Raw genomic sequence first — 19,355 nt, forward strand, 5'->3', positions numbered from 1 at the left:
CTAGAGCGTTTTTCGCCAATTTTGAGGTGGCTGAGTGCGAGGCGGTGAAGCTATGCTAGAGTGCTCGGACAATTCGATAAACGGGCTTTGCCGGGTTTCGTCGCCTCAAAGGGATTGGGGGCCATTGCGACGCGACCGGACAGACCATGCTGGGGCTGTATGCGCTATTTGCTGATTTTGCTTCTGGGCATGCTGCCCATGCTGGCTGGCGCCGTCGAGCTCGACGCGTCCACACGGCACCTTCCGCTGGGCAAGGTCATGCAGGTCTTCGAGGACCGCGATGGCAGTGCCAGCATTGCCCAGGTCAGCGCGCCCATCTTCGCCAGCCGGTTCCGTACCCACAATGACGATGTGCTGAACGCAGGCTATTCGACGTCGGTGTTCTGGCTGAAAGTCGACCTGCGTTACCTCGCTGCCGCCAACTCCCCTTCTCGCCAGTGGTTGCTGGAGCTGGCCTATCCACCACTGGACCACCTTGAACTCTACCTGCCAGGCAGTGATGGCGTGTACCGCCTTGCCCAGCGCACTGGCGACGCCTTGCCCTACGACAGCCGCCAGATCCGTCAGAATAATTACCTGTTTGAGATACCCCTGGCCCCAGGGCAAGCAACCACCGTGTACCTGCGTGTGCACAGCCAGGGGTCAGTACAGGTGCCGCTGGCGCTGTGGTCAACCGATGCCTACATGGAAGATCAGCCTACCCGGCTTTATGTGTTGGGGATGATCTACGGCGTGCTGCTGGTGATGCTGGTGTACAACCTGTTCATCTACCTCAGCGTGCGGGATGTCAGTTACCTGTACTACATCCTCTACATTGCTTCGTTCGGCTTGTATCAAGTGTCGGTAAACGGTGCCGGGGTGGCGTATTTCTGGCCAGACAGCCCCTGGTGGGCCAATGCGGCCACGCCTTTGTTCATTGGTGCGGCAGGCCTGTTTGGTTGCCAATTCGCTCGCCACTTCCTGCAACTGGGCAAGACCAGCCGGCCTTTCGACCGGCTGCTGCAGTTGTTGATGCTGGGCGGCGCAGTGGTGATGGTGCTGGCAGTGAGCATGCCGTACGGGATTGCCCTGCGCATGGCCACGGTGCTGGCGCTGTTGTTCACCGTGAGCATCTTCGCGGCGGGGCTTTACACCTGGTCCCGCGGGTTGCGCGTGGCGCGCTGGTTCATCATTGCCTGGACCGCATTTCTGCTGGGTGGGTTGGTCAACACCCTGATGGTGCTGGGCTACCTGCCCAATGTGTTCATCACCATGTATGCCAGCCAGCTGGGTTCGGCGTTGGAAGTGGCACTGCTGTCATTGGCGCTGGCCGACCGCATCAACAGCATGCGCGAGCAGCAAGCCAGTACCCTGCGCGACACCGGGCGTACGCTGGAGCAACTGAACCAGCAACTGGCCCGAAGCAACCACCTCAAGGACGAATTCCTCGCCACGGTTACCCATGAGCTGCGAACCCCGATGAACGGTGTGATCGGTTCGCTGGAGCTGATGCAGACGCTGCCCATGGGCGCCGAGATGGCGCAGTACCACCGTACTGCGGTCGGTTCGGCCCAGGGCATGATGGACATGGTCGACGACATCCTCACCCTGACCGAGTTGCAGGCCGGGCGCATGCGCGTGCAGCCGGTGCCTTTCAGCTTGCGACGTCTGCTTCAGGACCTGCGTGCCGGTTACGCTGGCAATGCGCTTGGCAAAGGCTTGTACCTGAGCCTGGACATCCCCGCCGAGCTGCCGGACGAGTTGCTGGGCGATGAGCAGAAGCTGACCCGTTGCCTGAGTTGCCTGGTGGATAACGGCCTGAAGTTCACCCATCAAGGTGGCGTGATGGTGCAGGTACGTGGCCGCCGAGTGGGGCCGGGCAGCCTGGCCTTGACGTTTACCGTCAGTGACAGCGGCATCGGCTTTGATGACCTGGACCATGCGATTCTGTACCAGCGGTTCTTCCAGGTGGATGGCTCCATGACCCGGCGGTATGGCGGGTTGGGGATTGGCTTGTCGATTTGTCGGCAGTTGGGGGAGCTGTTGGGGGGCAAGTTGTCCCATGAGTCGACGCGGGGGTTGGGTAGCCGGTTTGAGTTGAGCTTGAATGTGGCGATTGCGCAGGCGCAGATGCCGGCGGGTGTGGCGGCTTTGGGGGGCACGCGCCTCTAACCGTCTGGCTGGGTACGGCAACAGGTTTAGTCATTTATGCCACTTTGACTCCCCGTCACGGAGTGCTTCACTGGGGGTTCTCAGGCATACCCGGCCCCAGGAGCTTGCGATGAACCTGCATCAGTACGCAGAAACCCACGAAGTCACCAACCAGCCTCCTTCGCTCGACGGCGCTAACCTGTACCGCCTCGACCTGCCGCTGCAAGAATGGTCGCGGCGCTTTGGTGCTGGCTGGGCCGAGTCGCGTATCGATGCCTATGGTGCGCTTGCCGGTGGCCCGCTGATGGCCGCCGGTTTTCTGGCCAATGCGCACAAGCCGGAATTCAGCAGCCATGACCGCTATGGCCACCGCATCGACCTTGTGGAGTTTCACCCCACTTACCATGAGCTGATGCGAACCGCCGTGGAGCACGGCCTGCCTTCGCTGCCTTGGGCCGAGCCACGGCCTGGCGCGCATGTGGCCCGAGCGTCGATGACGTACCTGCACAGCCAGGCCGAAGCTGGCAGCGGTTGCCCGCTGACCATGACCTTTGCGGCAGTCCCGGCACTCCGGCTGCAGCCGGAACTGGCCGAATACTGGCTGCCGAAGATCCTGGCGCGAGAGTACGACCCGCGCAATGTCGGTGATCGCCACAAGGCAGGCGTGACCATCGGCATGGCCATGACCGAAAAGCAGGGCGGCACCGATGTGCGCGCCAACACCACCCGTGCCTACCCGGTTGGCTCGCCCGGCCCGGGCCAGGCGTATGAGCTGGTGGGGCACAAGTGGTTCTGCTCGGCGCCGATGTGTGATGCCTTCCTCACCCTGGCGCAGACCGACAAGGGCCTGAGCTGTTTCCTGCTGCCACGCCATCGTCCGGACGACAACCGCAACCAGTTCTATATCCAGCGCCTGAAGAACAAGCTTGGCAACAGCTCCAACGCGTCCAGTGAAGTGGAGTTCAGGGGGGCGCTGGCGTGGATGGTGGGCGAGGAGGGCCGGGGTGTGCCGACCATCATCGAAATGGTGGCCATGACCCGCTTCGACTGCATGGTCGGCTCCAGCGCGCTGATGCGCCAGGCCCTGACCCAGGCCAGCCATCATTGTGCCCACCGCAAAGTGGGTGGCCGGGTGCTGAACGAGCAGCCGTTGATGCAGAACGTGCTGGCCGACCTGGCCCTGGAAAGCGAGGCAGCGTTGGCCTTGAGCCTGCGCATGGGCCAGGCCCTGGAGCAACTCGATGACCCGCAACAGGCCCATTTCGCGAGGCTGGTGACGGCCGTAGGCAAATACTGGATCTGCAAACGCGCCCCGGCCATGATCAACGAGGCCGCCGAATGCCTGGGCGGTGCGGGTTATGTCGAAGACAGCATCTTGCCACGCCTGTACCGCGAAGCACCGGTCAACTCCACTTGGGAAGGCTCCGGCAACGTGCAATGCCTTGATGTGCTGCGCGCGCTGTCCAAGGAACCAGGCGTGCTGGATGCCCTGTTCGCCGAGCTGGGCGATGGCCACGGCGACCCACGCCTGGCCGCGTACATTGGCAACCTCAAAGGCGCTTTCGCCGATACCAGTGACATCCAGTACCGCGCCCGGCAGTTGACCGAAGACATTGCGCTCGCCTTGCAGGCCAAGCTGCTGTTGGAAGCGGGCAATGCAGCGGTCAGCGATGCTTTTATCGGCAGCCGGCTGACGGGCGGCGGGCGCGTATACGGGGCTTTGCCACGGGGTGTAGACGTGGAAGCGCTGGTGGCAAGGGCGACGCCTGACTGGCCAATCTGAGAGCGGGTAATCAATGGGGGTGTTTTTACCGCAGAAGGCAGGCAAGATGGCTGACATGCATGTCCAGACAGGAAGCACAGTGTGAGCCACGCGTTTGAAGTCGTTGATACCCCCAAACAGGCCGTCGACCGTCTGGCGGCCCTGCATGATCAGGCCACCGTGGCCCTCAGCCAGGCCCTCAAGCGTTACCTCAAAGACCGCACGCAGCCCAGTGATGACGAGCGTGTGCTGTTCCGCTACCCCGCGCTGCGCCTGACCTACTACAGCCACGGCGAAGTGGCCGCCACTACCCGCGCCTATGCCAAGGTGCAGGTGGCCGGCACCTACAGCGTCACCGTCACCCAGCCTGCGGCGTTTCGCAGCTATCTGCTGGAGCAGCTGCGCCCGCTGATGCACGACTACACGGTGACCGTGGAAGTGGGCGTGAGCGAGCAGAACATTCCGTACCCCTACGTGGTCGAGCAGGGCGACGAACTGGCCGGTACCGGCATCACTGCCGCCGAGCTGGCGCGCGTGTTCCCCAGCACTGACCTGTCCGCCGCCACCGACAACATCGCCGACGGCCTGTATGATTGGGGCAATGCCGAAACCCTGCCACTGGCGCTGTTCGACGCTGCCCGGGTGGATTTCTCGCTACGCCGCCTGGTGCACTACACCGGCAGCGACTGGCGCCATGTTCAGCCATGGATCCTGCTGACCAACTACCACCGCTATGTAGACCAGTTCATCAGCCATGGCCTGGAGCAACTGCGTGAAGATCCGCGCTTCGTGCGTATGGTGCTGCCGGGCAACGTGGTGATCGAAAAGGGCATGGACCATGGCGAAGCGCAGGCCCTGGTAGCCAGCGTGGTATGGCACCGCTTCCAGATGCCCGCCTATCACCTGATTGCCGCCGACGGTGATGGCATTACGCTGGTCAACATCGGTGTCGGCCCGTCCAATGCCAAGAACATCACCGACCACCTGGCCGTATTGCGCCCACACTGCTGGCTGATGATCGGCCACTGCGGCGGCCTGCGCCAATCGCAGACCATCGGCGACTACGTGCTGGCTCACGCCTACATGCGCCGCGACGGCATCCTCGACCGTGTGGTGCCGCCGAACATCCCGATCCCGGCCCTGGCCGAGGTGCAACTCGCGCTGCAGGAAGCGGCCGCCCAGGTTACCGGCGAGCGTGGTGAAGATTTGAAGAAGCGCCTGCGTACCGGCACCGTGCTGACTTACGACGACCGTAACTGGGAGCTGCGCTGGGCCCAGGAGCGCCCGTTGATCAACCTGTCGCGCGCCGTTGCGGTTGATATGGAAAGCGGCACCATCGCCGCACAGGGCTACCGCCTGCGGGTACCTTATGGCACCTTGCTGTGCGTATCCGACAAACCGCTGCACAGCGAAATCAAGCTGCCAGGCTCGGCCAATGCCTTCTACAACCGTGCGGTCAGCCAGCACCTGAAGATCGGCATTGCCGCCCTCGACCTGCTACGAACCGAGCTCAACTCGCTGCACTCGCGTAAACTGCGCAGCTTCGATGAGCCGCCGTTCCGCTGAGGATCCATGCCACTGCCACCCCGTTCCAAGCCGCGCCGCCCCCAGGCGCGGCCTTCCGGCCCACGTCGCCAGGCGAAGGCACCGCCGGCCGAGCCCCGCCTGATCCTGTTCAACAAGCCGTTCGATGTGCTGACCCAGTTCAGCGACGGGGAAGGGCGCGCCACGCTTAAAGACTTCATCGATATCCCGGGCATTTACCCGGCAGGGCGGCTGGACCGCGACAGCGAAGGCTTGTTGCTGCTGACCAACGACGGTGGCTTGCAGGCGCGCATTGCCGACCCCAAGCACAAGCTGGCCAAGACCTACTGGGTGCAGGTGGAAGGTGAGGCGAGCGATGAACAATTGCAGCGCCTGCGCGATGGCGTGCAGCTCAATGACGGGCCAACCTTGCCAGCCGAGGCTCGGCGCCTGGAAGAGCCACAGCTGTGGCCGCGCAACCCGCCGGTACGGTTTCGCAAAAGCGTGCCCACAAGCTGGTTGGAACTGGTGATCCGCGAAGGACGCAACCGTCAGGTGCGGCGCATGACGGCGGCGGTAGGCTTACCGACTTTACGCCTGGTGCGGGTGCGCATCGGCGATTGGGCGCTGGATGGCTTGGAGCAGGGTTGCTGGCGCGAGGTCAAGGCAGAGCTGCCCCGCCCCCTGTAGGAGCGGCTTCAGCCGCGAACACCGGCAACGCCGGTGCCATCCTCCCCGGCGGCCGCTACACCCCTTCCAGAAACCCCACCACCACGCTCTTGATGATAAAGGCCAGTACACCCAGCCCCAGCACAAAGAACAGAATCAGCGTACCAAAGCGCCCCGCCTTGGACTTCTTGGCCAAGTCCCAGACGATGAAACCCATGAAGCCGATCAGCACAGTGACCAGCACAATCATCATCCACTCTTCGAATACGGCAGGATCCATCGGTGTGCTCCAGGGCAATCAGCGAAGGTGAGTCAATGGCATTTCGGTACTGGCCAGCACTTGGTTGAGCACAAAGCTCGAGCGCACGCTGGTGACGCCCTCGATGCGGGTCAGGCTGCCTAGCAGCAGTTTCTGGTAATGGTCCATGTCCGGCACCACCACCTTCAGCTGGTAGTCGGCATCCATACCGGTGACCAGGCTGCATTCAAGTACCTGCGGCAAATTGCGGATGGCCGCTTCGAAGGTTTCGAAGCGCTCCGGTGTGTGCCGGTCCATGCCGATCAGTACGTAGGCGGTCAGGCTGAGGCCAAGCTTCTTGCGATCCAGCAACGCCACCTGGCGGGAGATGTAGCCGTCGTCTTCCAGTTGCTTGACCCGACGCGAGCACGGCGATGGCGACAGGCCGATGCGCTCGGCCAGTTCCTGGTTGGAAATGCGCGCGTCGCGCTGCAATTCGGCGAGGATGCTCAGGTCGTAGCGGTCAAGCTTGCTCATGGAAATGGCCTTTTCTGTTCGGATTGCTGTGAATTATCGATCCAGGGTTAAAAATTGCGCAAGTGCTATTTATCTGAGCAATCTTCGCAATCCTCTGCTGCCACCTGTCCCGTATCGTTACACACAGAATCACTGCCCGGACATCAGTCCACGGCGGCGCGCCCTAGGCGGGCGGTCGCGGCCAGCGCTCCAACAGGAACCGCCAGGCCCCCGGGCTACGCACCGTCCAGAAGACGGGGTGAGGTGAGCCGGCATCACAAGTGCCGAGCACGGACGACAATTCCCAAAGGGAGGCCCAATGGCCTCCCTTTTTTCATGGCCGCGATTTCATCCGGATGCGCCAAGGGCGCGGTAGACTGGCGCATGCCGTTTTGGTCATCGAGAGGAACAACATGAAGTCGCGCATCTGGCAGTTGGCAGGTGTTGGTTTGCTGGGGCTGGGTTTGAGTGTGGCCGCTCAGGCGCAAGGGCCGGGAGAAGGCCACGGCCATCAGGACCCCAACGGCCCGGGCGGTTCGCCGCTCAATTCCCGTGATGAAGTGCGCCAGACCCAGCCGCCGCGTCAGGGCTACTACCAGGACATCCCGCGCCAGCAAGGCGACAACCGCCACTGGCAAGGCCGCCCGGACGGCCATGGCAACGGCTGGGGCCCCGGCCCGCAGTACCGGCCCGGGCAAACCGTCGACCGCTTCCCGGACCGCTACTGGAAAGTGCCATACCGTGGGGACGACTACTTCTATTCCGGCGGCTACTGGTACCGCCCGCATGGGGGGAGCTACATCGTGGTGGCGCCGCCCTATGGCGTGCGGGTCAGTTACCTGCCGTCGTACGCGCGGGAAGTCTGGCTGGGCGGAGCGCTGTTCTTCCTGGTGGCTGACACCTACTACCAATACCTGGCTGACAGCCAGGAGTACGTGGTGGTCAACCCGCCGGCAGCGGCCCCGGCACCCGTACCTGTCGCCCCTGCAGGCAACGTCTATGACGTGGTGGCCTACCCGATGTATGGGCAAGGGCAGGAGCAACAGGAACAAGACCGCTACCAGTGCCACCGCTGGGCGGTAAGCCAGTCCGGCTTCGACCCCGCCACCGCCACTTATGCGCCGCCGGCCAATATTGCAGACAACTACCGACGTGCGCTGGGTGCGTGCTTCAGCGGGCGGGGCTACAGCATCAACTAGTCTCAGGCCGCTGGTTTGAAGCCGTACGCTGCCAGCTGCTCGACGCTGCCGCGGTGCTGAATCAGGCGTGGGTCATTCAGCGGCACGCGCTGGCCCAGCTCGCTTTCGATGATCGCCTGCAGTTTGAGGTTGTCGACCTTGCCATCGGCGGTAACGGCTTCGCGCAGTTTCTCTGGCGCCACCTGGGCCGTGGTGCCGCCCGGGTAATAGATGGCACCGGTGGCGAAGTCGACGCCGAAGGCAATCAGGCCGGGGATCACGTAGAACAGAATGCCGATGGCATCGAGGGCGACGATCACCGGGTCGACCTTACCTTCGATCTGGCCGCGACGGTCAGGGTAGAAAAGGGTGCCGCAGGCCGTCAGCTGGGTCAGCAGGGTGGCGATGAGGGCGCCACCAATGACGCGGGAAGGGATGCGCATGTAAATCTCCGGAAAGGTATTCGGCAGGGCCAGCAAAACGCCAGCGCCTGAAACTAAGACCATGATAAGGCAGGCTCGGTTCGCCGTTATACTCGCGCGACTGTTCGAGGACCACCATGATTTCTTTACCAATCGATGCCGTGTTGCCCGCCCTGCGCCAGGCCTTGCAAACCCGTGATGAAGCTGTGCTTGAAGCGCCTCCCGGTGCGGGCAAGACCACCCGTGTTCCGCTGGCGCTGCTGAACGAGCCCTGGCTGGCCGGGCAGCGCATCCTGATGCTCGAGCCACGGCGCCTGGCAGCCCGTGCCGCCGCTGAACGGCTGGCCAGTGAGCTGGGTGAGAAGGTGGGTGAAACCGTAGGCTATCGCATCCGCCTGGACAGCAAGGTCGGGCCGAACACCCGCATTGAAGTGGTCACCGAAGGCATCCTGACCCGCCGTTTGCAGGCGGACCCTGCGCTTGAGGGCGTGGGCTTGCTGATCTTCGACGAATTTCACGAACGCAGCCTCGATGCCGACCTTGCGTTGGCGTTAAGCCTCAATGGCCGGGAGCTGCTGCGTGATGACCCACCGCTGAAAATCTTGCTGATGTCCGCCACGCTTGAAGGCGAGCGCCTGTCGCGTTTGCTCGACGACGCACCGGTGGTGAGCAGCGAAGGCCGTATGCACCCTGTGGATATTCGCTGGGGCCGGCTCTTCCAGCCAGGTGAGTTCATCGAGCCCAAGGTTGTCGACAGTGTGCTTCACGCGCTGGCAGAGCAGCCCGGCAGCCTGTTGGTGTTCCTGCCGGGGCAGGCGGAAATCCGCAGGGTTCACCAGAGCCTGGAAGCAGCGCTGGGCCAACGCGACGATGTGTTGCTGTGCCCCTTGCACGGCGAACTCGACCTCAATGCCCAGCGCGCGGCCATCGACCCCGCCCCCAAAGGGCTGCGCAAAGTGGTGCTGGCCACCAACATTGCCGAAACCAGCCTGACCATCGATGGCGTGCGTGTCGTCATCGATGCAGGCCTGGCCCGCGTACCGCGTTTTGACCCCGGCAGCGGCATGACCCGGCTCGATACCCAGCGCATTTCCCGCGCCAGCGCCACCCAGCGCGCGGGCCGTGCCGGGCGTTTGGAGCCGGGCGTGTGCTACCGCCTGTGGTCCGAGGCGCAACATGACCAACTGGCCGCCCACGGCAGCGCCGAAATCCTGCAGGCAGACCTTGCCGGCCTGGCCTTGCAGCTTGCCCGCTGGGGCGTCACGCCCGACCAGTTGCGCTGGCTGGATCATCCCCCCTCTGCAGCATTTGCCCAGGCGCAAGACTTGCTCGCAAGGCTCGGCGCCTACAAGGCCGGCAGCCGCGACAACCTCAGTGACCATGGCCAGGCCATGGCAGAGCTGCCCGCCCACCCTCGCATTGCACACTTGCTGCTGCGTGGCCATGACCTGGGCCTGACCGCAATGGCCTGCGATGTGGCCGCCTTGCTGGGCGAGCGCGATATTCAGCGCGGTGGCGGTGCCGACCTGCACAGCCGGCTGGCGCTGCTCAGCGGTGAACACAAAACCGGCCGTGGCGGGCAGGGCGGGGTGCAGCGGGCCAGGCAACTGGCGCGGCAGTATCGCAGCCTGCTGCGCGGCAAGCCCGGTAACGCGGCCAACGAGCCCGACCACCCGCGTTGGCTGGGTGCATTGCTGGCGCTGGCTTACCCCGACCGGGTTGCCCAGCAGCGCCGGGCCGGGGGCGCCGAGTACCGCTTGGCCAACGGCCGCGCTGCGCTGTTTGCCGAGGTGGATGCACTGATGAAATGCCCTTGGTTGGTGATCGCCGACCTGGGCAGCCGCCAAGGGCAAAGGGAAGAACGTATCTACCTGGCTGCGGAGTTCGACCCCGCGTTGCTGGACGATGTGCTGGCCGAACAGGTCGAACGCATCGACCTGCTCGATTGGGATGAGCGCGAGCAAGTGTTGCGTGCTGAGCGGCAAACCAAGGTGGGTGAGCTTGTGCTCAGCCGTGAACCGCTGCCTGGCCTGGACGACGATGCCCGCGCCCGTGCGTTGCTTGGCTTGGTGCGTCGCAAAGGCTTGAACCTGCTGACCTGGACCCCGGAACTGCGCCAATGGCAGGCGCGGGTTGCCCTGCTGCGCCAGCTTGACCTCGCCAAGGACGGCCACAGCGAATGGCCCGACCTGGGCGACGAGGCCTTGCTGGCCACCTTGGAACACTGGCTGCAGCCATACTTGGGCAAGGTTTCGCGTTTGAGCCATTTTGCTGCGCTCGACCTGCCTTCGATCCTGCGCAACCTGTTGCCCTGGCCGCTGCCCCAGCGCCTTGACGAGTGGGCGCCAGCTCACCTGGCCGTGCCGTCCGGCTCGAACATACGGCTGGACTACAGCGAAACACCCCCGATTCTGGCGGTGCGGATGCAGGAGCTGTTCGGCCTGCCGGATACCCCGTCCATTGCCCAGGGCCGGCAGAAGGTCAAGTTGCACTTGCTGTCGCCGGCCCGCCGCCCGGTGCAGGTCACGCAAGACCTGGCCAACTTCTGGCGCACGACGTATGCCGAAGTGAAGAAAGACCTTAAAGGGCGTTACCCGAAGCATTACTGGCCAGATGACCCGCTGGTGGCCGAGGCCACCGCACGGGCCAAACCACGGGGCACTTGATGGTTGTGTGAGTACGCGTCGAATTATTTTCAACGGTCAAAGACGGAAAAACTGCCCGGCATTGGCACGCCGATGGTGCAGAAGCGCCAGGGAATGGCGAGTTTGAGCGCCCTAAACAAGTGCTTCTGCACCAACGCCGTGCTGTGACTTTTTTGGATGGCTCGGCTCTAAATCTGTCACTTGTGACACTGCGCAACGCGCTCCTAGGATGGCGCAAAGGCCTCTTGGTGACCCACAGGTGTGCAGAACTATGAAAACTACAAACGCGTTGCACAAACCGACTATCGTCTTTGTTCTTTTGTACTTGGGCTATGTCATTTCTTATATTGACCGCTCGGCCATTTCGTTGGCACTTTCGCATATCGGCAAAGACTTCAATCTGGGTGCCGGTGAATTAGGCGTTGTACTCAGTGCGTTTTATCTGGGTTATGCCGCCATGCAAATTCCAGGTGGCTGGTTGTCTGACCGTTTTGGTGCCAAACGGGTAGTGATTGTTTCCATTGCCCTGTGGTCGGTGTTCACCTTGATGACCGGGCTGGCCTGGTCGCTGGCGTCGCTGTTGATCATTCGCTTCCTGTTTGGCCTGGGTGAGGGCAGCTACCCTTCCGCGGCGGTCAAAGGCGTGGCTGAAGTCTACGCCCGCAAAGACCGGCCGAAGATGGCCAGCTTGCTCATTTCGTCCAACTACACCGGCAGTTTCGCAGCGCCACTGATCATTACCCCACTGTTGCTCTGGCTCGGCTGGCGCGATGTGTTCCTGGCCATTGGTGTGGCCGGCATCCTGTTCGCCATTGCCTTTGCTTTCGTGGTCAAGCGGCCTGAGGCCTACGGCAACTTCCAGCCCGAGCCTGCCGTCAGCAACACCGGCAAAGTCAGCACCAAAGAGCTGCTGCGCATGCCGCTGCTGTGGAAAATCGTGCTGGTGTGGTTCGCGCTCGGCCTGGTCAACAAGGGCCTGGATGCCTGGATGCCCATGTACCTGCTGACCGCTCGCGGCCTGGATATCAAGACTGTCGGCATGCTGGTGCCCTTGCCCTTCATCACCGCCAGCATCGCCACCGCCATGGGCGGCTGGCTGATGACCAAGTATTTCGACGGCAAGGAAAAGCTGCTGATGACAGGCAGCTGCGCGCTGACCGGCCTGTTCATGTATGGCATGTATACCTCGCAGACCACCGCAGAAGTCATCACCTACCAGGCAATCGTCTACTTCTTCAAGTCGTTCGTGTTCGCCACCGCATTCGCCTTGCCCACCAAGATCCTCGCGCAGCGCCTGGTGGGTACCGGCATCGGCATGGTCAACTTCGGCGGGCAGGTGGCAGGCTTTGTGTCCCCGATGGTCATCGGCTTCCTGGTGGCGCACTACGGCACTTACGAATCGGCCTTCCTGTTCCTGGTGTGTGCCACGGTGGCGGCAACCCTGATCAGCCTGTCCATCAGCGGCCGCAAGGTGCTGGCCGTGCAGCAAGCCAACGCTCATGAGGCCTGACCCTGATGGTGCGCGTGGTCGGCAGTAACAAGGTGAATGTTTTAGACTCGGTGCCACACCGGCCTGAGAAGTTCGTCACCATGAGTGCCCGTACCTTGAGTGAAACCGCTGTTCGCTACTTCCTGCAGGTGGTCAACAGCGGCTCCATCAGCGAGGCCGCAAGCCGCCTGCACGTGGTGCCTTCGGCAGTCAGCCGGCAAATCAGCCGGCTGGAAAGCGAGCTGGATGCCACGCTTTTCGAGCGCCAGTCCCGGGGGGTGGCGCTTAGCCCTGCAGGGGAACTGCTTGCCGCTTATGCGCGGCGTACCTTGCTAGATGCCGAACAGGTCAGCCACGAGATAAGGGCGCTGCGCGAACAGTCCGATGCGTTGATCAGCATTGCCTGTACCGAAGGATTTGCCTCCCAGTGCCTGCCCAGGGCGATCGCCGACTTTCGCCAGAACGCCAGCTGTACGTTTCGCATCACGGTGGCCACCGCCGCCGAGGTAACGCGGATGGTGCGCGAAGCCGAGGTGGATATCGGCTTTTCGTTCAGCCTGGGCGTGGCCAAGGACATCAGTGTGGCGTACAGCCAGCCAGCGCCGGTGCTGGCGCTGGTGGCGCCGCAGCATTCACTGGCGGCCCAGGGGTGTGTGCCACTGCATGAACTGATGGCGCACGCCTTGGCCCTGCCGGGCCCGCACACCACCATTCGCCAGTTGCTGGATGTGTACAGCAGCCGCGAAGGCCTCAACTACCGCAGCATCCTGGACACCGACCACCTGGAAACACTGCTCAACTTCTGCATGCTGGGGCAGGCCATCACGTTTTGCGGCGAATTGTTCGTGCGCGAGCGCTTGCAGGCCGGGCAACTGGTGGCCCTGGAAGTGCCCGAGTTGTGCGGCAGCGAACGCTCGATCGAAATACAAACCATGGCCCGTCGGCCACTGAGCCAGCCCTTGCAGGCATTTATCGATTACATGAAGGGTGTTTTACCCGCCGGTAACTAATTCAAGTACTTGCCCGGTTATTCGGGCATCTCTAAATGGCAAAGCTGCCATCTGAAAAAGTCGATTGTTGTGCCCGGCTGCACTTTTTATATTGCGTTTAACCCGACTCAGGAAGTATTCCATGCACAACGCCCAAGACTTGCTTGAAAAAAGCGCGGTAGAACTCAAGCAACTAATCGATGCCCGTGATGTGTCCCCGGTTGAATTGCTGGATGCTTGTGTCGAGCGTATTGAACGCTTGAACCCGAAGATCAACGCGTTCTGCGCTACGTCTTTCGAGCGTGCTCGCGACGAAGCCAAGGCTGTTGAACAGGCAATTGCCAAAGGCCAGCCACGGGGCCTGCTCAGCGGCTTGCCGATCGGCATCAAGGACCTGGAAGAAACCGAAGGTTTGCTGACTACGTACGGCTCGCCGTTGTTCCGCGGTAACGTGCCGAGCAAGGACAACGAACTGGTACGCCGCCTGCGCGCCGCGGGTGCCATCGTTGTGGGCAAAACCAACGTGCCGGAAATGGGCGCAGGTGCCAATACCCGTAACCCGGTGTGGGGCGCCACTGGTAATCCCTTCAACCCGAACCTCAATGCCGGCGGCTCTTCCGGCGGCGCGGCGGCGGCTCTGGCGGTGGACATGGTGCCGCTGTGCAGCGGGTCCGACACCGGTGGTTCGCTGCGCATCCCCGCAGCCAAGTGCGGCATCGTCGGTTTGCGCACTTCGCCAGGCTTGGTGCCGAGTGAGCGCAAGCTGTTGGGCTGGACGCCAATTTCCGTGGTTGGCCCGATGGGGCGCAACGTCGATGACACCTGGCTGCAGCTGGCAGCCACTGCCGGTGTGGCGGACAACGACCCGCTGAGCTACGAATTTGCGATGCCAGGCGCGATTGCCGGCCAACTCGACCTGTCGAAGTTGCGTATTGGCTACACCGAAGATTTTGGCGTATGCGAGGTCGATGACGGTATTCGCCAGGTGTTCCGCAACAAGATCGCCGCGCTCAAGCCGCTGTTCGCGGTGTGTGAAGAAGTGCGCATCGACATGCCAGAGGCACACCGCTGCTTCGACGTGCTACGTGCCGAGGCGTTCGTAGGCAGCTTGCAGGCAGCTTACGAAAAAGACCCGGATTCCCTTGGGCCGAACCCCCGCGCCAACTACGAGATGGGCGCCAAGATGTCGCTCAAGGACTGCGTGTGGGCCGGCGCCGAACAAACCCGCATCTTCCGCCGCTTCCAGCAACTGTTCAGCCAGTACGACCTGATCCTGTCGCCGACCACGCCAGTGTCGGCCTTCCCGTGGGAGCAGCCGTACCTGACCCACGTCAACGGCGTCGAACTGGAGAACTACTACCGCTGGCTGGCGCTGACCTATGTGGTGACCCTGGCCACCAACCCGGCGTTGTCCATGCCGATGGGCGTGGACCACTGCGGCATGCCGTTCGGCATGCAGGTAATCGGCAAATTCCGTGGTGACCTGGAGTTGCTGATCGCCGCACGTGCGCTGGAAGCCTATTGTGAGCAAACCACCGACCTGTGCCGCCCGCGTCCAGACCTTGAAGCCTTGGCAGCCAGCCAGGTCAACTTGCACACACCGGTGACCCACCCACCGCTGGACGAGCCTGCTACCAGCAGCGCCGGCCTGTCGGCGGTCTGACCTTTTCCCTTATCAGAAGCCCTCGCGGAGTGCTCCATGAACACCACGGTGTATGGCAAAGACCTGCAAGCCTGGCAGGCTGAATACCCTTTGATGGCTCCCCTGCTGCGGCTTGAGCCGGTCAGCTGGTTCAACCCCGCCATTGCCCCGCTGGCGCAGGCCTTGGGCGATATTGTGTTGAGCGCCACCGACGTACAGCAGGCCAGCCAGCGCTTGCAGCGCTTTGCGCCATTCCTGGCGCAGGCGTTCCCGGAGGTCGCGGCTACCGGCGGAATTATCGAGTCCGAACTGGTGGAGGTACCGGCTTTTGCCCGGGTGCTGAGCGAGCGCTATGGCGTGCATCAGCCGTTTCGCCTGATGCTGAAAAAGGACAGCCACTTGCCGATTTCCGGCTCGGTAAAAGCCCGGGGCGGCATTTATGAAGTGCTGTTTCACGCCGAACAACTGGCCATCGATGCAGGCTTGCTGAGCGTCGAGGACGATTACCGCAAGCTGGCCGAACCCGCGTTGCAGGCCCTTTTCGCCCGGCACAAGATTGCGGTTGGGTCCACCGGCAACCTGGGCATGTCGATCGGCATTGCCAGTGCCCGCCTGGGCTTTGAAACCACGGTTCACATGTCGGCCGACGCCAGGCAGTGGAAGAAGGACAAACTGCGGGCTCACGGTGTGAAGGTGATCGAGTATGCCGGTGACTACGGCCAGGCCGTCGAACAGGGCCGCAAAGAGGCCGAAGCCGACCCTGCCTGCCATTTCATCGACGATGAAAATTCCACCACGCTGTTTCTGGGGTATTCGGTTGCAGGTGAACGCCTGAAAGCGCAGTTCGAGGCGCAAGGCATTCGGGTAGACGCCGAGCACCCGCTGTTCGTGTATTTGCCATGTGGTGTTGGCGGCGGCCCTGGCGGCATCGCGTTTGGCCTCAAGCTGGCATTCGGTGACCACGTGCACTGCATCTTCGCCGAGCCCACCGAATCACCGTGCATGCTGATGGGGGTGTACACCGGCCTGCATGAGCAATTGGCTGTGCAGGATTTCGGCATCAGCAACAAAACCGTTGCCGACGGCCTTGCGGTCGGGCGCCCGTCAGGGTTTGTCGGGCGCTCGATGCAGCGCATGCTCGATGGCTACTACACCGTCGCCGATGACGAGTTGATGCGCCTGCTGGCATTGCTGCACCGCAGCGAGGGCATTGCCCTTGAGCCCTCGGCGCTGGCTGGCGCACCGGGCGTGCACCATGTATTGCACGAGCGGCAAGGTTACCAACAGCGCCTGGGGTTCAGCCAAGAGATACTGGCCAATGCCACCCACTTGATCTGGGCCACCGGCGGCGGCATGGTGCCTGAGCAAGAGATGCGCAGCTACCTGAGCAAGGGGGCTGCGCTGCTTTGATCGTTGGGCTTCGGCGTCAGGCGCGAACGATCAGGTATTCCTGCATTTGCCCTTCGCCAACCGTCAGGTAGGCGGCTTCGTCGTCGCTGAGCGCTGGTGTCGCAAACGCCTTTACCTGATGGCCCAAGTGGTCACGCAAGCGGCAACGAATGGCTTGGTCCGTTACTTCCAAGGGCTCGAGTTTGAAGAACTCGCCCTGCACGATGGGCAGGTACAGCCCAAGGAATCCGTTGTCGCTGATCATCAGCTGCCGTTTCACGGCGTAGTGGGTGCTGTAGATGTGATAGTGCAAACGGTCTTCAGTGCGGGAGTGGTAGTTGAAGGCGAATTTGGTGGCTTTGCTGCCGCCGGACATGAGCCAGTCATTGGCGATAAGGCTTGCCACGGGAATGTCAGTGGCCTTGCTGAGGTGAATGGGGACTTGCTGATCGTCCCGCAGCATGTAGATCCTGCCGTTAAAGTGGTTTTCAAACCAGTTGCTTTCAGTGGCACCGTTCATGGTGGGGTCCTTAAGTTGCCAAGGGGGCGTTAGGCTGTGCAAGGTCAGGAGACGGGTTTGAGCAGGAAAGGCAGGACTTCGCCTTCATCTACGTTGAGCAGGGAGAACTCCCCCCTTTCAAAATGTGGAGAGTCCTTTACGGCGCCCACCCGATACCCACGATGGTCGCGCCAGTGACAAATCAGGCCTGCGGCGGTCATTTGTAACGGCTCGATTTTCCAGTAGTCCGTAACGTCGGTAACCCAGTAGAAGCCCAGGTACCCGTTGCGGCTGACGCCCAGTTTTTTAGGCACCGGATCGCCAGGGATGGTCTTGCGAGGGCCGGGGATGGTGATGTGGTAATGCAGCCGGTCTTCAGATGCTGAGTCGAAGTGGAAGCTGAAGGTAGGGGAGTCCTGATTGCCACCGGCTTGCAGCCAGTCTTTTTCAGGCGTGACTCCCCAACTCCACTTGTCATCGGAGCGGCTCAGGCGCAGGGGGGTATTGGCAGAAGCCTTGCGCAGGTACAACTTGCCTCGGAACGAGCGGCAAAAAGCACTTTGAATGTCAGGATCCATGAGAACTGCCTCGACGGTAACTGGGGGTGTCACACCCTAGTGCCGAGGCAGCCCATCAGTGGAGGTCGAAAGCTTTCCTACGTGGCAGTAATTACACCGGCGCTTCACTTTCCAGCAGCATGAACAGCCGATACAACACCACCGTGCTGAACAGCTGCAGGAAGCCGATCAGGCTGTCCATGGCCAGCTCCATGGCAGGGCCAGGCTCGGGAAACGCCATCAGCAGCAGCCCGTCGATCAGCCAGATCGGCGCCAGCACCGCCACCACGCACACCATGATGCGCATGAAATGCCCGGTGGTCATGCGCGCGCTCTCGCGCATCGATTGCACCACTGGCAAGCCGCGCAGCACCAGCAGGTATTCGGCGAACACCAGGTTGATCATGATCCACACGCCCGGGAAGATGAACAGTGCCAGGCCCGCCATGATCAGCAGCGAGCTGATCATGATCAGCAGCGCCAGTTGCGGCCACAGTTGCACGGCACGGGCAAACAGGTCGCGCCTGGAGATGTCCTGGCCATTGCTGCGGGTGTCGAGGTAAAGGATCAGTGCCGCGCTGTACAACGGGTAGAACAGCAGGCTGACCAGCATGCCGTAAATGGGGGAGGCTTCATCGCCCATCTGCCGATACAGCAGTTGGGTCAGCAGCGCTTCGAGCACCACCAGCGGCAGGCACAGCGGGATGATGCTGGGCAGGTGGCGGCGGAAAAAGTACAAGGAGTCGCGCAGAACGCTCAGCGGATTCATCAGTCAACATCGCATGGCAGTAAAAGCAGGGGCATAACTTTAGCCCAGTGCGGTCATTTGCTGAAAAAAGTTTCACCGGCCAACTGATTGAATCCGCCGCCCGGGCGCCCCATCTTTGACACGTCCGATGTCCCGCTTCCCCATGAGGTAGCCCAATGAACACTGAAGAGCAAACCCTGATCGACGGCCTGTTTGGCCGCATCAAGCAAGCCGAAGACCCGAGCCAGCCGCGTGATGCGCAAGCGCAGGCGCGCATTGAAGAGCATCTGCGCCAGCAGCCTGCAGCGCCTTACTACATGGCCCAGGCAATTCTGGTTCAGGAGGCCGCGCTCAAGCGCCTGGATGAGCAGAACAAGCAGCTTGAAGCGGAGTTGAAGCAGGCACGTGCCCAGGCCGAAGCCGGCCGCCCGAGCGGCGGTAGCGGTGGGGGCTTTCTGTCCAGCATCTTCGGTTCGAATGCGCGCAACCCCGAGCCGGCACCTCAGCCACAGCGCGCGCCTGCCCCTGTTGCGTCGGCTGGTGGCTGGCGCGAGCCAAGCGCGCCGGGTTTCCCGCAACCTCAGGCCGTTCAACCAGGCTTTGGCGCAGCGCCGGCCCGTGGCGGTGCCAGCAGCTTCCTTGGCGGGGCAATGCAAACCGCTGCAGGCGTGGCCGGGGGTGTGTTGCTGGCACAGGGCATCAGCAGCCTGTTCAACCACCATTCGCAGCCTGAAGAGGTGGTCGAAGTCATCAAGGAAGAACCCGCGCCTGCCAGTGATACCGGGGGCTGGAACGACCAGGGTGCACAGCAGCAAGTGACCGACAATGGCGGCTGGGGCAATGATCAAGGCGGTTTTGCCGATACAGACTACGGCAACGATGACGGCGGCTTCTTCTCGGACGACGACACCTTCGTCTGACGGCTCTGGCATACTGCTGGCATTTCGAGGGGCGTTGA

At 62.4% G+C, this 19,355-nt stretch carries 17 protein-coding genes; 11 read left to right on the plus strand and 6 right to left on the minus strand.

Annotation, left to right across the window (positions count from 1 at the left end):
- Positions 1-159: 159 nt before the first annotated feature.
- The 4 genes from PVV54_RS02990 to PVV54_RS03005 all read left to right on the plus strand — a co-directional run bounded on the left by PVV54_RS02990 (position 160) and on the right by PVV54_RS03005 (position 6,106).
- Positions 160-2,151, plus strand: coding sequence for a sensor histidine kinase (locus PVV54_RS02990; RefSeq protein ID WP_274908534.1), 1,992 nt, complete (start codon positions 160-162; stop codon positions 2,149-2,151).
- A gap of 109 nt (positions 2,152-2,260) precedes the next feature.
- A complete protein-coding gene (locus PVV54_RS02995; RefSeq protein ID WP_274908535.1) occupies positions 2,261-3,913 on the plus strand; it encodes an acyl-CoA dehydrogenase family protein in 1,653 nt (550 codons plus the stop codon).
- Positions 3,914-3,994: 81 nt separating this feature from the next.
- Positions 3,995-5,458: an AMP nucleosidase gene (amn, locus tag PVV54_RS03000; RefSeq protein ID WP_274908536.1), complete on the plus strand. Its 1,464-nt coding sequence runs from the start codon at positions 3,995-3,997 to the stop codon at positions 5,456-5,458.
- Between the two features lie 6 nt (positions 5,459-5,464).
- Complete coding sequence (locus tag PVV54_RS03005; protein ID WP_274908537.1) at positions 5,465-6,106, plus strand: pseudouridine synthase; 642 nt, start codon at positions 5,465-5,467, stop codon at positions 6,104-6,106.
- Between the two features lie 55 nt (positions 6,107-6,161).
- On the opposite strand, the gene PVV54_RS03010 is transcribed toward PVV54_RS03005, so the two are convergent.
- The gene (locus PVV54_RS03010; RefSeq protein WP_023378567.1) at positions 6,162-6,365 is read right to left on the minus strand and encodes a DUF2788 domain-containing protein; all 204 of its coding nucleotides are present in this window, start codon (positions 6,363-6,365) and stop codon (positions 6,162-6,164) included.
- An 18-nt stretch (positions 6,366-6,383) separates the two neighbouring features.
- On the minus strand, positions 6,384-6,860 hold the full coding sequence (locus PVV54_RS03015; RefSeq protein WP_016712159.1) for an Lrp/AsnC family transcriptional regulator: 477 nt from the start codon (positions 6,858-6,860) through the stop codon (positions 6,384-6,386).
- A 392-nt stretch (positions 6,861-7,252) separates the two neighbouring features.
- Here PVV54_RS03015 and PVV54_RS03020 point away from each other — a divergent pair, with 392 nt between their 5' ends.
- Positions 7,253-8,038: a DUF6515 family protein gene (locus PVV54_RS03020; protein WP_274908538.1), complete on the plus strand. Its 786-nt coding sequence runs from the start codon at positions 7,253-7,255 to the stop codon at positions 8,036-8,038.
- A gap of 2 nt (positions 8,039-8,040) precedes the next feature.
- On the opposite strand, the gene PVV54_RS03025 is transcribed toward PVV54_RS03020, so the two are convergent.
- Positions 8,041-8,460: a polyribonucleotide nucleotidyltransferase gene (locus PVV54_RS03025; protein ID WP_274908539.1), complete on the minus strand. Its 420-nt coding sequence runs from the start codon at positions 8,458-8,460 to the stop codon at positions 8,041-8,043.
- A gap of 116 nt (positions 8,461-8,576) precedes the next feature.
- Here PVV54_RS03025 and hrpB point away from each other — a divergent pair, with 116 nt between their 5' ends.
- The 5 genes from hrpB to dsdA all read left to right on the plus strand — a co-directional run bounded on the left by hrpB (position 8,577) and on the right by dsdA (position 16,614).
- Positions 8,577-11,105 carry an ATP-dependent helicase HrpB gene (gene hrpB, locus PVV54_RS03030; protein ID WP_274908540.1) on the plus strand — a complete coding sequence of 843 codons (2,529 nt, stop codon included), beginning with the start codon at positions 8,577-8,579 and terminating at the stop codon, positions 11,103-11,105.
- Positions 11,106-11,355: 250 nt separating this feature from the next.
- Positions 11,356-12,594, plus strand: coding sequence for an MFS transporter (locus PVV54_RS03035; protein ID WP_274908541.1), 1,239 nt, complete (start codon positions 11,356-11,358; stop codon positions 12,592-12,594).
- A gap of 80 nt (positions 12,595-12,674) precedes the next feature.
- Complete coding sequence (locus tag PVV54_RS03040) at positions 12,675-13,583, plus strand: LysR family transcriptional regulator (RefSeq protein WP_274908542.1); 909 nt, start codon at positions 12,675-12,677, stop codon at positions 13,581-13,583.
- A gap of 121 nt (positions 13,584-13,704) precedes the next feature.
- Entirely contained in the window at positions 13,705-15,225 is a 1,521-nt protein-coding gene (locus PVV54_RS03045) for an amidase (RefSeq protein ID WP_274908543.1), read from the plus strand.
- 36 nt (positions 15,226-15,261) lie between these two features.
- Entirely contained in the window at positions 15,262-16,614 is a 1,353-nt protein-coding gene (dsdA, locus tag PVV54_RS03050) for a D-serine ammonia-lyase (protein WP_274908544.1), read from the plus strand.
- 16 nt (positions 16,615-16,630) lie between these two features.
- On the opposite strand, the gene PVV54_RS03055 is transcribed toward dsdA, so the two are convergent.
- The 3 genes from PVV54_RS03055 to PVV54_RS03065 form a co-directional block, all read right to left on the minus strand.
- Positions 16,631-17,113, minus strand: coding sequence for a hypothetical protein (locus tag PVV54_RS03055; RefSeq protein WP_274908545.1), 483 nt, complete (start codon positions 17,111-17,113; stop codon positions 16,631-16,633).
- 44 nt (positions 17,114-17,157) lie between these two features.
- Complete coding sequence (locus PVV54_RS03060; RefSeq protein WP_274908546.1) at positions 17,158-17,670, minus strand: hypothetical protein; 513 nt, start codon at positions 17,668-17,670, stop codon at positions 17,158-17,160.
- Positions 17,671-17,761: 91 nt separating this feature from the next.
- Entirely contained in the window at positions 17,762-18,418 is a 657-nt protein-coding gene (locus tag PVV54_RS03065) for a YciC family protein (protein WP_274908547.1), read from the minus strand.
- A 155-nt stretch (positions 18,419-18,573) separates the two neighbouring features.
- Between PVV54_RS03065 and PVV54_RS03070 the strand changes: the two genes are divergently transcribed.
- Positions 18,574-19,317: a DUF2076 domain-containing protein gene (locus PVV54_RS03070; RefSeq protein ID WP_274908548.1), complete on the plus strand. Its 744-nt coding sequence runs from the start codon at positions 18,574-18,576 to the stop codon at positions 19,315-19,317.
- Positions 19,318-19,355: the final 38 nt, after the last annotated feature.

The organism is Pseudomonas sp. PSKL.D1, assembly GCF_028898945.1.
In the GTDB taxonomy this organism is placed as follows: domain Bacteria; phylum Pseudomonadota; class Gammaproteobacteria; order Pseudomonadales; family Pseudomonadaceae; genus Aquipseudomonas.

Bases quoted from the DNA above. Each gene is read 5' to 3' on its own strand.
- PVV54_RS02990 (WP_274908534.1), top strand. From the start codon at position 160: ATGCGCTATTTGCTGATTTTGCTTCTGGGCATGCTGCCCATGCTGGCT.
- PVV54_RS02995 (WP_274908535.1), top strand. From the start codon at position 2,261: ATGAACCTGCATCAGTACGCAGAAACCCACGAAGTCACCAACCAGCCT.
- PVV54_RS03005 (WP_274908537.1), top strand. From the start codon at position 5,465: ATGCCACTGCCACCCCGTTCCAAGCCGCGCCGCCCCCAGGCGCGGCCT.
- PVV54_RS03010 (WP_023378567.1), bottom strand. From the start codon at position 6,365: ATGGATCCTGCCGTATTCGAAGAGTGGATGATGATTGTGCTGGTCACT.
- PVV54_RS03015 (WP_016712159.1), bottom strand. From the start codon at position 6,860: ATGAGCAAGCTTGACCGCTACGACCTGAGCATCCTCGCCGAATTGCAG.
- PVV54_RS03020 (WP_274908538.1), top strand. From the start codon at position 7,253: ATGAAGTCGCGCATCTGGCAGTTGGCAGGTGTTGGTTTGCTGGGGCTG.
- PVV54_RS03025 (WP_274908539.1), bottom strand. From the start codon at position 8,460: ATGCGCATCCCTTCCCGCGTCATTGGTGGCGCCCTCATCGCCACCCTG.
- hrpB (WP_274908540.1), top strand. From the start codon at position 8,577: ATGATTTCTTTACCAATCGATGCCGTGTTGCCCGCCCTGCGCCAGGCC.
- PVV54_RS03035 (WP_274908541.1), top strand. From the start codon at position 11,356: ATGAAAACTACAAACGCGTTGCACAAACCGACTATCGTCTTTGTTCTT.
- PVV54_RS03040 (WP_274908542.1), top strand. From the start codon at position 12,675: ATGAGTGCCCGTACCTTGAGTGAAACCGCTGTTCGCTACTTCCTGCAG.
- PVV54_RS03045 (WP_274908543.1), top strand. From the start codon at position 13,705: ATGCACAACGCCCAAGACTTGCTTGAAAAAAGCGCGGTAGAACTCAAG.
- dsdA (WP_274908544.1), top strand. From the start codon at position 15,262: ATGAACACCACGGTGTATGGCAAAGACCTGCAAGCCTGGCAGGCTGAA.
- PVV54_RS03055 (WP_274908545.1), bottom strand. From the start codon at position 17,113: ATGAACGGTGCCACTGAAAGCAACTGGTTTGAAAACCACTTTAACGGC.
- PVV54_RS03060 (WP_274908546.1), bottom strand. From the start codon at position 17,670: ATGGATCCTGACATTCAAAGTGCTTTTTGCCGCTCGTTCCGAGGCAAG.
- PVV54_RS03065 (WP_274908547.1), bottom strand. From the start codon at position 18,418: ATGAATCCGCTGAGCGTTCTGCGCGACTCCTTGTACTTTTTCCGCCGC.
- PVV54_RS03070 (WP_274908548.1), top strand. From the start codon at position 18,574: ATGAACACTGAAGAGCAAACCCTGATCGACGGCCTGTTTGGCCGCATC.